This window comes from Olleya sp. KJ81-1 (assembly GCF_055808135.1).
The window spans coordinates 2298073-2311118 of the sequence record NZ_CM147854.1; the positions used below are offsets into that span (position 1 = coordinate 2298073).

The following is a 13046-nucleotide window of genomic DNA, read 5'->3' on the forward strand; positions in this document are numbered from 1 at the left end:
GATGAACAAGATATATATCCTATTATTTTCACTGGTTTTAGCAGCCTGCGGAAATTCAGAAAAAACAACAGAACTAGTTCCTGAAACGGAAACACACAATGACGACATAACCATTACAAAAGCACAGTTTGAAGGTGAAAAAATGGTTTTTGGAACATTAAACGAATACGATTTTAACAACACCGTAAAAGTAAACGGAATGATTGATGTACCACCACACAACAAATCAAGCGTTTCTACTTTTAGTGGAGGTTATATCACCAAAACACCTTTACTAATTGGAGATAGCGTAAAAAAAGGACAACTTTTAGTCACCTTGGAAAACCCGGAATTTGTTGAGATTCAGCAAAACTACTTAGAAGTTTCAGAGCAATTAAATTACTTAAAATCTGAATACAACAGACAAAAAACATTGTTTGAAGAAAAAATTACTTCAGAAAAAAACTACTTAAAAGCTGAAAGCGCTTACAAAAGTAACCTTGCACATTATAATGGACTTCGTAAAAAATTACAAATGCTAAATATTAATCCGAGTAGCGTGGAACAAGGACGTATTTCTTCAGCTATAAATTTATATGCTCCAATTTCTGGTCATGTTACAAAGGTTAATATCAGTAACGGAACCTATGTTTCGCCTAGCGATGTTATCATGGAAATTGTAGATATTGATCATATTCACTTAGAGTTATCAGTTTTTGAAAAAGACATTATGAAAATTAAAAAAGATCAAAAAATCTTATTTAAAATCCCTGAAGCTTCGGACAAAACCTTTGAAGCAGAAATACATTTGGTAGGAACCACTATTGACGAGCAAACTAGACGTGTAAAAGTGCATGGACACGTAGACAACGACAAAGAAAACTTTATTGTTGGAATGTTTGTTGATGCGGATATTATTATTGACAGTAAAAAAGGATTTGGCTTGCCAAAAGAAGCCATAATTGAAGTAGATAACGATTTTTTTGTTTTAATTTTAGATGAAGAACAAACGGATGAATTTCATTTTAAAAAGTTTAAATTAGAACTTGGAAAACAAACGGAAGACTATGTCGAAATTTTGAATTCTGAAGTTTTAAAGGATAAACAAATAGTGACAAAAGGCACAAATATGCTACTAAATAATGGCGAAGGAGGACACAGTCATTAACAAAAACCTTACAGCACACTACATGGAAAAACATACTAACGACGCACATAACCACAGCCATAATTTGATTTTTGGCAAAAAAACAGAGCTGTATTTTGCAATACTTTGCGGTGTTTTTTTAGTGACTGGTTTTACCATAGCAAAACTAACGGATTTACCAAATTGGACATCGCTCTCAAGTTATATAATTGCTTACTTTTTTGGTGGTTATTTTATAACACTTGAAGCAGGAGCAAAACTACCAAAAGGCCAATTTGATATCGATTTTTTAATGATTGCTGCTGCAATTGGAGCTGCTTACATTGGCAGTTGGGCAGAAGGCGCTTTGCTCCTTTTCTTATTTAGTTTAGGGCATGCACTAGAACATTACGCGATGAATAAGGCTAAAAAATCCATTGAAGCGTTAAGTGATTTATCTCCTAAAATAGCGTTGGTAAAAAATGGAAATCAGCTTATTGAAACACCAATTGAAAATTTAAAAATTGGAGATATAATCGTAGTAAAACCAAACACTAAAATTGCAGCAGATGGTGTAATTATATCGGGAAACAGCAGCATTAATCAAGCACCAATAACTGGAGAAAGTATGCCAGTTGACAAAACAGCAATCCCATCTTTAGACAAGTTACCTGAGTTTAAGCACATCGATAAAAAACACATTGCGTTTACAGGTACTATAAATGGAGATAGCACCATTGAAGTACACGTTTTAAAACTAAGTCACGACTCTACAGTCGCGCGATTAATTAAAATGGTGAGTGAGGTAGAAACCCAAAAATCGCCAACACAACGTTTAACCAAAAAGTTTGAAAAATGGTATGTGCCAATAGTAATTATTGTGGTTGTTTTATTATGCTTTGCCTACCTAATTATAGACGAAACGTTTAGCGAAAGTTTGTACAGAACCATAACTGTTTTGGTAGCAGCAAGTCCTTGTGCTTTGGCAATATCTACGCCAAGTGCAGTCCTTAGCGGAATTGCAAGAGCAGCACAAAAAGGCGTTTTAATAAAAGGCGGAAAAGCATTAGAAGATTTAGGAAGTATTACAACAATTGCATTTGATAAAACGGGAACCTTAACCGAAGGAAAGCCAAAATTAACCAATGTAATTGCTTTAAATAATTTTGACAAAAATGAATTTCTACAGATTGTTTTAGAGGTTGAAAGTTTAAGTAATCATCCACTAGCAAAAGCTATAGCGAAGGATCTTGAAAAGCTACATAATATCCATTTTAAAGGCGTTGCTAAAAATATTGAAGCCATACAAGGAAAAGGAGTAACAGCCTCTTACAACCATGCCAAAGTGTTTATTGGTAATCTAAAATTAATGAAAGATGAAGGCATTATTGTTGAAGACACTGTAATCACAACAATGGATGGTCTTTTACAACATGGTCATACCGTTATGTTAGTTGCTTTAAAAAATGAAATAATAGGTATAATTAGCGTTATGGATACGCCAAGACAAACAGCAGAAAGCACATTAAAAAGGCTAAAAGCAATTGGCATAAAACGCATGATTATGCTAACTGGAGACCATCAAAATGTGGGTGATGCCATTGCAAATCAAATAGGATTAACTGAAGCAAAAGGAAACTTATTACCAGAAGATAAAGTAAAAGCTATTAAAGATTTATTAGCAACAGACGGAAAAATTGCTATGGTTGGAGATGGTGTAAATGATGCTCCAGCAATGGCTTTAAGCACTGTAAGTGTTGCTATGGGAGCAGCAGGAAGCGATGTGGCTTTAGAAACCGCAGACGTCGCTTTAATGTCTGACAAAATAGAAAACTTACCTTTTGTTATTGGATTAAGCAGAGCGTCTAAACGTATTATAAAAGAAAACATTTTTATAAGTTTGGGCGTTGTCGCTATACTTGTTCCTGTTACAATTTTAGGATTAACTAATATTGGATTGGCAGTTTTGTTTCATGAAGGCTCCACCATAGTTGTTGTTTTGAATGCTTTACGTTTGTTGGCTTATAAAGAATAATAATTAAGAAACTGCTATATTAAAACAAAAGCCCAAACAAATTGTTTGGGCTTTTTTAATATAAAATTATGTTTCCGTGGGAATAGTGATTACATCTTCATTAACCACTCTTTCACATCAACTTCTTTTTTGATAATATCTTTAAGATCAGAGATGGCAACACGTTTTTGCTCCATCGTATCTCTATGTCTTATCGTTACAGTTTTAGTTTCTATAGTTTCATGATCTACAGTAATACAAAATGGTGTACCATTAGCGTCTTGGCGTCTGTAACGCTTCCCGACAGCATCCTTTTCGTCATAAAACACATTAAAGTCCCATTTAAGATCTTCAATAATTTGTTTTGCTATTTCTGGTAAACCATCTTTTTTAACTAAAGGAAAAACTGCTGCTTTTACTGGAGCTAAGACTGCTGGTAGTTTTAAAACTGTTCTAACACTGCCATCTTCTAAAGTTTCGTCCATTAAAGAGTTTGAAAAGACTGCTAAAAACATTCTATCTAAACCAATAGACGTTTCTAAAACATATGGTGTATAACTTGCGTTGTCTTCATGGTCAAAATACTGAAGTTTTTTACCCGAAAATTCTTCGTGTTGTTTTAAATCAAAATCAGTACGCGAGTGGATTCCTTCTAATTCTTTAAAACCAAACGGAAATTTAAACTCGATATCTGTTGCAGCATCTGCGTAATGTGCTAATTTTTCGTGGTCATGAAAACGGTAATTATCTTCGCCTAAACCTAAAGATTTATGCCATTTTAATCTGGTTTCTTTCCAGTAATCAAACCATTCTTTTTGTGTACCTGGTTTAATAAAAAATTGCATTTCCATTTGTTCAAACTCACGCATTCTAAAGATAAATTGTCTTGCAACAATCTCATTTCTAAACGCTTTACCTGTTTGAGCAATTCCGAAAGGAATTTTCATTCTTCCCGTTTTTTGCACATTTAAAAAGTTAACAAAAATACCTTGTGCTGTTTCTGGACGTAAATACAAATCCATTGCAGTTTCTGCTGTAGCACCAAGTTTGGTACCAAACATTAGGTTAAATTGCTTAACATCTGTCCAGTTTCTACTTCCTGATAAAGGACAAGCAATGTCTAATTCTTCAATTAATGCTTTAACATCTGCTAAGTCTTCAGCTTCTAAAGATTTTCCTAAACGTTTTAAGATGGTATCAATTTTTTCTTGATATCCAACAACTCTTGGGTTAGTAGAAATAAATTCTTGTTTGTTGAAAGCTTCGCCAAAACGTTTTTCCGCTTTAGCGACTTCTTTATCTATTTTTGCTTCAATTTTAGCACAATAGTCTTCTACTAAAACGTCTGCTCTATATCTTTTTTTAGAATCTTTATTGTCTATTAATGGATCACTAAAAGCATCTACGTGTCCTGAGGCTTTCCAGGTTGTTGGATGCATAAATATTGCTGCATCGATACCAACAATATTATCATTCATCTGTACCATTGCTTTCCACCAATAGTCACGTATGTTTTTCTTTAATTCTGCTCCATTTTGAGCGTAGTCGTAAACTGCGCTAAGTCCATCATAGATTTCACTACTTTGGAATACGTAACCATACTCCTTTGCGTGAGAGATTACTTTTTTAAATTGATCGTCGTTGTTTGCCATAATAGTACAAAGATAAACGATAAATAAAAGTGTACAACCAAAAATTGATTAGTCTTTTTGACAAGTATAAATAAATGCTGGAGGTGCGTTTAATGGCTCAAAACCTAATGTAATATTGCCATTAAATTTTTCTTTTAATGTTGCGTAGTATGTTAAGCTATACTGAAACTGAAAAAAGTAGCCTTTTGAGTTTAAACTTTTAAAGGCACTATCCATAATAATTTGAGTAATTGGCTTAGGAATGTTTGTTAGAGGCAAACTGGAAACAATATAGTCTGTAGTTGTAAAACCATGTTGCTTAATTACCTCTTGTACTTTGTCGGCAGATTGTTTTGAAACAATAAACCTTGGATCCTCTATTTTTAATAAATCTTTGTAAAAGGTTTCATTAATTTCAAAGCTAATCAGCTTGGCATCTGGTTGCAATCGTTTTAAAATCTCTTTAGTAATGACACCATTACCTGGACCAAACTCCACTATTAGTTTAGCTTTACTAAAATCTATCCCTTTTAATAGTTTTGACGCTAAGAATCTAGAGCTTGGAAACAAAGTACCTGAAGTTTTTAAGCTTTTTAAGGATTCTTTTAAAAATTTTATTTTGTTCAAAAAAGGGGTTTTTAGAGATAATATAAACGAATATAAGCTTTTTTATTATTTGATATAAAATGCTAAATTAAAACCATTATAAATGACAATGGTGCTATTTAATTATTGTTTAACTATTACCTAAGCATTATAGAGGTGCTTCCTAGTCTTGTATTATCGTAAAACACGTTTACAAAATAGACACCTTTAGTTAAAGGCTCATCCAAATCTGTAGTTATTAATGTATTAACGTCAATAGCTTCGTTTTTATAGTCAACTTTAATTTTTTTACTAAAAATTAATGACTGCTCTCCAAATGATATTGATCCTTGGTCTGAAACAACATTATTATTGGGGTTTAAAATTTGAATGTATAAATCTTTTACTCCTGTTGTTGCTAATTTATTTTTATCCAACGTAAATGACACATATAGCTTATTAGCTTTACTAGCATTTGATGTGCTTACTATACGTTTTTTAGTAACTCGTTTTACTGCTTTTGCGTCTAAAGAGGCTATGCTTAAAAGACTAGCTTTGTCTAAAGCAGTCGACATTTTAGCGTTAGCAGTAGCCAATCCTTTATTTTTAGTAAATAAACTTGAGGTATTGTTTTTTGCTACTTTTAAGTTTTGTGTAACAGCTTTGGTTTGTGATGCTAAACGGTTGTTTTCTGTCTTAAGCGTAGATACAACATTTAAAAATGCTGCATTTTCTTTTTGTAAAAGATTAATCTTAGAACGATATAATGATAATAACGAAGCGCTTGGCTGCAACGTTTTTATAGAATCTAGAATATGCGCTACATTAAGTTTTGACTGTTGTAATTTATTACGAAGTGAATCATTATCCACCTTTATATTATCATAACGTATTACCATATCTGACAATTCGTTTTCTAATAGTTTTTTTCTTGAGACACGTATGTTTTATAATCTACTAGTTGAGTATAGTTAGAAAACGTGTAAGATCCTAATATTACAAAAACAACAATCAATGAGCCTATAATTATCCTATAGTTATATGTATGAGGAAAAATTAACATGATTTAATTTTATTTTAAAAAATAAAAATATTGTTATTTATTAAGGTGTCAATTTAAAATCGATAAAGAGGTAAAAAAATTGTTTAAGTCTCTTAAAATCAAAAAAACGCCTCGTGCACTTCTGCACTTAGCGTTTTTTAATAAATGGATTAATATTTATAATTTACACTAATTAAAAGTTGTCTTAGCACTTCCAATTAATTGATTATCATGATATATGGTTATATAATACTCGCCTTTTAATAAAATTTCGTTTTCAGAAAGGTTAATAAAAACACATGTCTGCAAACTATTATTATTATAATTAATAACATCCAGCTGACTGTACATCAAAGAAGTATCACTAATAGTAACATCTCCTTTATAAGCAATTACGTTATTTTTAGGATCTAACACTTGAAAATATAATTCTTTTTTACCTTGTGTAGCTATGTCATTTTTAGCCACTGTGTAGCAAATATTTAGCATCTTAACACGTTTTGCAGCTGTGGTTGTTTTAATATTGCCACTGTTAGTGATACGTTTGACACCTTCAACATAGATATCACTAATACTTATCATTTTTGCTTTATCTATTTCATTTAAATAGTCAGTATTAAGTTTTGACAAAGCTCTATTTTGTTGCTTTAAAGAATTAGATTGTAAGATCGTTTTATCCATTGCTTCATCAGCTAATCGTGCCTCTTCTTGTAGTACTTTATTTTCTTTATTTAATTGATTAACTAATTCTAATATTTTAGAATTTTCAAGTTTTATAGCTTGCAATTGTTTTTTATAATGGTTTAACAGTTTAATATCTGGTGTTATATGCTTAACAGAATCCAAAATACGAATGATTTTAATCTTGGATTGCTCTAGTCTATCACTTAATAATTGGTTATCCGTTTTAAGTGCACTAAAATCGATTGATAATTGATTAAGCTCTGCTTCTATTAAAGCATTTTCATCTACAAGAAAGTTTTTATATTGATTTAAAGAGCTGTAATTATAATAACTATATAAACCAAGCGCACATAGTATAGTTAGTAGCGCAATGATAACTAACTTAAGATTATAGATTTGGGGTTTAATAATCATGAGTTTTAATAATTACCACTAAAATAATATAAATTAATGGAATTGTAAGAATTTTTCGATAACTTGAACATGTTTTTCACTAAAAACTAGACTATTATAGCTTTTTGTATCTATTTAGAATTATTTTTTAATCCAAAATCCTTAATCGTAAACATGAGTTTAAAAGCTTTAGCCAATTTGTTTTTTCCTTTGGTATGTAATGCTTGTAAGGATACATTAACAGACAACGAATCTTTTTTGTGTACCAACTGTAGACACAATCTGCCTACTACAAACTTCCATTTAACTCAAGACCCTTTTGTTAAAAACGTCTTTTATGGTCGTGCAAAAATAGAATCTGCAACCGCGTTACTACGATTTGAAAAAAAGGAATAGTACAACATTTACTACACCAATTAAAATATGGTAAAAATGAAGCTATAGGATCATTTTTAGGTGATTGGCTAGGCGAAGAACTAAAAACTAATCACGAATATCAAGCTATAGATGTAGTAATTCCTGTACCATTACATCCAAAAAAATAAAAAAAGAGGCTATAATCAGGTCTCCAAGTTTGGTCAAAATATTGCAACATTACTTAATACGGATTTTAATGAAGACCTTTTGATTAAGATTACAAATCCATCAAAATCTCAAGCGCGAAAAACTAGATTAGAACGTTGGGAATTAAACAATGAAGCTTTTGCTGTAAAAGAACTAGAAAAACTACAAAACAAGCATATCTTGTTAGTTGATGACATTATTACCACAGGAAACACCTTAGAGGCGTGTATTATAGAATTAAATAAAGCTAAAAACATAAAAATAAGTATTGCTGCTATGGCAATAGCTTAAGGCATTTTTCGTTAAACGAATAATATGTTGTTAATTTGTATCTTCATTTAAATTAGTATGCAAAATCGTCTTTTAAATTTTTGTTTTTTGTGCGCTATAGCGCTTTCTTTTATCAATTGTGCTAATAGAGGAAATATTAGTGGAGGAGAACCAGATATTACGCCTCCAAAAATTACAAAAACATTTCCTAAAAATTACTCTACAAACTTTAATAGCAAAGAGATAAGAATCTATTTTGACGAGTATATTAAAATTAAAAACCTATCTAAACAGCTTATTATTTCGCCACCAATGGATATCACGCCAGAGATAACACCATTAGGAAGCTCTAGCGACTTTATAAAAATTAAAATATTTGATACTTTAAAACCAAATACCACCTATGCTTTTAATTTTGGTAATAGTATAGTAGACAACAACGAAGAAAACCCATACACGTATTATAAATATGTGTTTTCTACAGGTGATTATATAGATTCTTTAAAAGTAAAAGGTAAAGTAATGGATGCATTAAACCGTACCACAGACCCTTTTATATCTGTTAATTTATATGAAAAGGATTCCACTTACACAGACTCTGTTGTCTATAAAAAAATCCAAAATACGTGACCAACACTTTAGATAGTACCACAAATTTTACGTTGGAAAACTTAAAAGCAGGAACTTACAAACTAATTGCTTTAAAAGACAATAACAGCAATAATAAGTTTGACCAAAAAACAGATAAAATTGGTTTTAAAGAAGAATTTATTACTGTATCAACAGACAGTTCTGCTTTTTATGAATTAAAATTATTTAAAGAAGAAATAAATTATAAAGCTGAAAAACCCAAACTAGTTTCTGGCGAAAAAATTATTTTTGGCTTTGAAGGTAAAGATTACAAAAACATGAGTATTGATCTACTGTCAGAGGTTCCTGCAGACTACACGTCAAGCTACTATAAAGATCAAGAAACCGACAGTTTAAACTACTTTTACAAACCTAAACTAGAAGTAGACTCATTAGTTTTTAAAGTTAGCTACAAAACTAAAATTGACACCTTTACGGTTAGAATTAAGGACAATAAAAAAGATTCGTTATTACTTAAAGCGACACCTAATAGCAATATAGATTTTATTGAAACCTTAAAAATTTCGGCAAATATCCCGATTACCAAATTTGACAAAAATCAAATTAGTATCATGGATAAAGACTCTACTAATGTTGCTTTTACAACCAAGTTAGACACATTACAAAATACAATAGAGGTTTTATTTGATAAAAAAGAAGACAACAAATACAAAGTCCGATTGTTACCAAATACTGTAACCGACTTTTTTGACAATACCAATGACACTTTAAACTTTAACTTATCTACCGTTAAAGCATCTAGCTTAGGAAACGTACGTGTTAATATTAAAAATGGTGTTTACCCTTTGATTGTGCAATTAGTAGATGACAAAAACGAGGTTAAATACGAAAAGTATATTACCAAACCAGAACCCTTAGATTTCTTTTTAGTTAAACCTAACAAGTATTATATAAGAGCCATTTTTGACTCCAACAAAAATAAAATATATGATACAGGAGTCTATTTAACTTCTAAAAACCCAGAGCGTGTAAGCTATTCTGAAAAACCTATTGAGGTTAGAGTTGGTTGGGATTTAATTGAAGAATTTATTCTAAAATAAAACCATCTTTATCGTCCAAGAAACGTAGTTTTTTCCTGGTAGCATCTACATGAAATTTAGTTAAAGCCACTAGCTTAACAGCTTCGGTATTTGGGTTGACATCTACCAATTTTTCGCCTAAAGCATCATATACAGCAGAATGTCCTGGATACTCAAAATTATTAGCATCCAATCCTACCCTATTAACACCAATACAATAACACATATTTTCTATAGCTCTTGCTTGTAATAAAGTATCCCAAGCTTTAATCCTTTTTTTAGGCCAATTAGCCACGTATAAAAGCACGTCGTAATCCTCAGAGATTCTGGACCAAACAGGAAAGCGTAAATCATAACAAATTAAAGGTCTAATTTTAAAACCTTTATAGTTAATAATAAGTTTTTGATTGCCTTTTTTATACACTTTATCTTCTCCTGCTAACGTAAACGTATGTCGCTTATTATATGTGTCAGTGAGACCATTAGGATGCACAAAAACTAGTCTGTTATAGTAATTATCATGCTCTTTTATAACCAAACTACCAACTATTGCTGCATTTTTTGCTTTTGCTAAGGACTGCATCCATTGTATGGTTTTACCATCCATAGCTTCTGCAACAAATTGCGGAAACATAGTAAATCCAGAAGTAAACATTTCTGGTAAAACAATTAAATCTACAGTATCAGATATTGCATTTATTTTTTCTGAAAAATTCAGTCTGTTTTGTTCAGGATTTTCCCAAACCAAATCAGACTGAATAATTGCAATATTTAATACAGTGTCCACTACTTTAATTTATTCAGTTTTTGTTCTGCCTTAGTAATATTTGATCTTAACTTTTCAAGTTTACCTTCCCATTTATCAATGTCATTTGGAGACAGCTTTCCTTTAGCTTCAAGCTTTTGATATTTTTTAGTTTCTTTTTCTAATTTAGCATTAGCTTTTTCCAAGTTGCTTTCTGCTTTTTCTATTTTAGCATTAGCCTTTTCTATTTTTTGACGCGCTTTCTCCGATTTTTTTCTAGCTTTCTCAGATCTTTTACGTTCCTTTTCAGCAGCTTTACGCTCTCTTTCTTGTGCCTTAACTTCTCTTGCTTCAGCTTTAGCTTGCTTTTCTTGTTGACGTTTTTCCTTATCTGCTGCTTTAACTGCTTCTTCTGAAGCTTTAATTTCGGCTTTCTTGGTGTCTGCCAAATTATAAATTTCTATTTTTTGAGATTCAGTTAATGTTTCAGAAACATCTTTACCATTTAAGCTAATAACTTTGTTTTTTACCACATAAGATTGATTATCAAAAGTCACTTCTTGAGCAGTTAGTGTATGAGATACTACTATAATTAGTAGTATTAAAAGCATTTTTATTGTCTTCATTTTAATTATAAATTAGAAAGTAAAAGTAAGGAGAATTTCCTACAAAATAATCTAGTTTAAAGTATTCTTAACTTTTTAAGTAACTCACCTTTATAAGTTCTTCCAATAGGCAATCTGTGGGTTGTTATAAAGATTTCATTCCCTGAAATTTTAGTCACACTTTTAGTGTTTATAATAAATGATTTATGGATTTGAACAAACTGAGTACTAGGTAGTTTTTCGATCCAGTTTTTAAGTGAATCTATAAAGGATAGTTTTTGTGTTTTTGTGGTAATAGTAATATAGTTTCTATCAGATTCTAAAAACAAAATATCTTTTAAAATTATTTTATGAAGTGATTTATCCACATTTAAAAAAATAGAATCTTCAGCAGTTGGATTAACAACATCTTGTTTTACAAATCGGTCTTCAGCCTTATTTACAGCCTTTAAAAATCGATCAAAACCAAAGGGTTTAACCAAATAATCTACAATGGTATCCAACTCAAAACTGCTAACTGCATATTCTGGATAAGCAGTAGTCATAATAATTGCTGGTGGATTTTTTACCGTTTTTATAAAATCTAATCCTGAAATATCAGGTAAATTAACATCTAAAAACACCAAATCTACAATGTTAGTTTTAAAGTAATTATTGGCATCCATTGCTACCTGAAAAGTAGCTAGCAATTGTAACTCGGGAATTTTACTTAAATAATTTTTAAGCAAATTTTGTGCAGGCAATTCGTCTTCTATAATTATACAAGTCATACTAAATGTAGTGTTAAAACAACTTTAAACTTATCAGAGTTTTCTATTACTAATTGGTGCTTTTCTGGATATAATAATTGTAACCGTTTTTCTAAATTTATTAACCCTATTTTAAATTGTGTAGTATCCGTAATTTTATTTTCAAAATCGTTGATACAAGTACATTTTAAAAGGTTGTTTTCCTCAATAATTTCAATAGAAATAACACTATTTAACACACTATGTTTAAAAGCGTTTTCAATAATGGTAATTAACAATAATGGACCTATTTTTAAATAATTAGATGTGATACTTGTCGTATAGTTAATTTGCTTTACACCTTCGGTTCTAATTTTTTGAAACTTAATATAATTATCTAAAAACTGTAGTTCTTTATCTAAATCAACATACTGCGCATTACTATCATACAACACGTGTTTTAAATTATCTGACAGCATCAAAATAAGTTCTGGAGTTTCGGTAGGTTTTTCAATAGAATAAGAATAAATCGTATTTAAATTATTAAACAATACGTGTGGATTAATTTGCGATTTCAAAAACTTCAACTCCATTTCAGTATGTTGTTTTATCAGGTCTTCTTTTTGCTTTTGTTCGTCCAAAAAACGAAACAACATCCATATAAACGAGAAAAATATTAATGGCACCAAGGTTTGCCATAAATAATCACTTAAGCATTTCATTATAGAGCAACCACACTGTGCAAAAACATTACAATAGACTTGTGTGGCTAAAAATGAAATTGTCATAAATAACAACCCATAAAAAATATACCATTTTCGTTTTACAAAAAATGGCAAGAGTATAAAATGATTAATATATACAATTACTGCAAGTATAGATAAATACTGCAAAAAAGGGTTTTCAGCCCAATAATATCTAGAAAATATATATAGCGATACAAATATAAATAGCATCCATCCCAAGAGGTGCACTAAAATTTGTGACGTGTGTTTTTTTAAATCTGTCAT

13 protein-coding genes are annotated in these 13046 nt (G+C 30.7%); 5 read left to right on the plus strand and 8 right to left on the minus strand.

The window, feature by feature from the left end:
* Position 1 precedes the first annotated feature (1 nt).
* Entirely contained in the window at positions 2 to 1147 is a 1146-nt protein-coding gene (locus tag AC0L3M_RS10905; protein ID WP_473430757.1) for an efflux RND transporter periplasmic adaptor subunit, read from the plus strand.
* 22 nt (positions 1148 to 1169) lie between these two features.
* On the plus strand, positions 1170 to 3140 hold the full coding sequence (locus tag AC0L3M_RS10910) for a heavy metal translocating P-type ATPase (RefSeq protein ID WP_473432501.1): 1971 nt from the start codon (positions 1170 to 1172) through the stop codon (positions 3138 to 3140).
* A gap of 89 nt (positions 3141 to 3229) precedes the next feature.
* On the opposite strand, the gene AC0L3M_RS10915 is transcribed toward AC0L3M_RS10910, so the two are convergent.
* The 4 genes from AC0L3M_RS10915 to AC0L3M_RS10930 form a co-directional block, all read right to left on the minus strand.
* Positions 3230 to 4771 carry a glycine--tRNA ligase gene (locus tag AC0L3M_RS10915; RefSeq protein ID WP_473430758.1) on the minus strand — a complete coding sequence of 514 codons (1542 nt, stop codon included), beginning with the start codon at positions 4769 to 4771 and terminating at the stop codon, positions 3230 to 3232.
* 48 nt (positions 4772 to 4819) lie between these two features.
* Positions 4820 to 5377 carry a class I SAM-dependent methyltransferase gene (locus AC0L3M_RS10920; protein WP_473430759.1) on the minus strand — a complete coding sequence of 186 codons (558 nt, stop codon included), beginning with the start codon at positions 5375 to 5377 and terminating at the stop codon, positions 4820 to 4822.
* A 116-nt stretch (positions 5378 to 5493) separates the two neighbouring features.
* Positions 5494 to 6234 carry a hypothetical protein gene (locus AC0L3M_RS10925; protein WP_473430760.1) on the minus strand — a complete coding sequence of 247 codons (741 nt, stop codon included), beginning with the start codon at positions 6232 to 6234 and terminating at the stop codon, positions 5494 to 5496.
* 332 nt (positions 6235 to 6566) lie between these two features.
* Positions 6567 to 7475, minus strand: coding sequence for a hypothetical protein (locus AC0L3M_RS10930; protein WP_473430761.1), 909 nt, complete (start codon positions 7473 to 7475; stop codon positions 6567 to 6569).
* A gap of 603 nt (positions 7476 to 8078) precedes the next feature.
* On the opposite strand from AC0L3M_RS10930, the gene AC0L3M_RS10935 reads away from it, so the two are divergent.
* The 3 genes from AC0L3M_RS10935 (at position 8079) to AC0L3M_RS10945 (ending at position 9979) form a co-directional block, all read left to right on the plus strand.
* Positions 8079 to 8309 (plus strand): ComF family protein, encoded by a 231-nt coding sequence (locus AC0L3M_RS10935; protein WP_473430762.1) that lies wholly within the window; start codon positions 8079 to 8081, stop codon positions 8307 to 8309.
* Positions 8310 to 8396: 87 nt separating this feature from the next.
* Positions 8397 to 8918, plus strand: a complete 522-nt coding sequence (locus tag AC0L3M_RS10940) for an Ig-like domain-containing domain (protein ID WP_473430763.1) — start codon at positions 8397 to 8399, stop codon at positions 8916 to 8918.
* Complete coding sequence (locus AC0L3M_RS10945) at positions 8915 to 9979, plus strand: hypothetical protein (RefSeq protein ID WP_473430764.1); 1065 nt, start codon at positions 8915 to 8917, stop codon at positions 9977 to 9979. The genes AC0L3M_RS10940 and AC0L3M_RS10945 overlap by 4 nt, the downstream gene beginning before the upstream one ends.
* On the opposite strand, the gene AC0L3M_RS10950 is transcribed toward AC0L3M_RS10945, so the two are convergent.
* From AC0L3M_RS10950 to AC0L3M_RS10965, 4 genes are read right to left on the minus strand one after another with little or no spacing between them, the layout of a single operon-like run.
* The gene (locus tag AC0L3M_RS10950) at positions 9966 to 10745 is read right to left on the minus strand and encodes a nitrilase family protein (RefSeq protein ID WP_473430765.1); all 780 of its coding nucleotides are present in this window, start codon (positions 10743 to 10745) and stop codon (positions 9966 to 9968) included. The two genes, AC0L3M_RS10945 and AC0L3M_RS10950, sit on opposite strands and share 14 nt — an antisense overlap.
* Positions 10745 to 11329: a hypothetical protein gene (locus AC0L3M_RS10955; protein ID WP_473430766.1), complete on the minus strand. Its 585-nt coding sequence runs from the start codon at positions 11327 to 11329 to the stop codon at positions 10745 to 10747. The genes AC0L3M_RS10950 and AC0L3M_RS10955 overlap by 1 nt, the downstream gene beginning before the upstream one ends.
* 56 nt (positions 11330 to 11385) lie before the next feature.
* On the minus strand, positions 11386 to 12078 hold the full coding sequence (locus AC0L3M_RS10960) for a LytR/AlgR family response regulator transcription factor (RefSeq protein WP_473430767.1): 693 nt from the start codon (positions 12076 to 12078) through the stop codon (positions 11386 to 11388).
* A complete protein-coding gene (locus tag AC0L3M_RS10965; RefSeq protein ID WP_028282317.1) occupies positions 12075 to 13046 on the minus strand; it encodes a sensor histidine kinase in 972 nt (323 codons plus the stop codon). Before AC0L3M_RS10965 ends, AC0L3M_RS10960 begins: the two co-directional genes overlap by 4 nt.

Coding starts and splice junctions, on each gene's coding strand:
- AC0L3M_RS10915 (WP_473430758.1), bottom strand. CDS start 4,771: ATGGCAAACAACGACGATCAATTTAAAAAAGTAATCTCTCACGCAAAG.
- AC0L3M_RS10960 (WP_473430767.1), bottom strand. CDS start 12,078: ATGACTTGTATAATTATAGAAGACGAATTGCCTGCACAAAATTTGCTT.
- AC0L3M_RS10905 (WP_473430757.1), top strand. CDS start 2: ATGAACAAGATATATATCCTATTATTTTCACTGGTTTTAGCAGCCTGC.
- AC0L3M_RS10955 (WP_473430766.1), bottom strand. CDS start 11,329: ATGAAGACAATAAAAATGCTTTTAATACTACTAATTATAGTAGTATCT.
- AC0L3M_RS10965 (WP_028282317.1), bottom strand. CDS start 13,046: ATGACAGATTTAAAAAAACACACGTCACAAATTTTAGTGCACCTCTTG.
- AC0L3M_RS10910 (WP_473432501.1), top strand. CDS start 1,170: ATGGAAAAACATACTAACGACGCACATAACCACAGCCATAATTTGATT.
- AC0L3M_RS10930 (WP_473430761.1), bottom strand. CDS start 7,475: ATGATTATTAAACCCCAAATCTATAATCTTAAGTTAGTTATCATTGCG.
- AC0L3M_RS10925 (WP_473430760.1), bottom strand. CDS start 6,234: ATGGTAATACGTTATGATAATATAAAGGTGGATAATGATTCACTTCGT.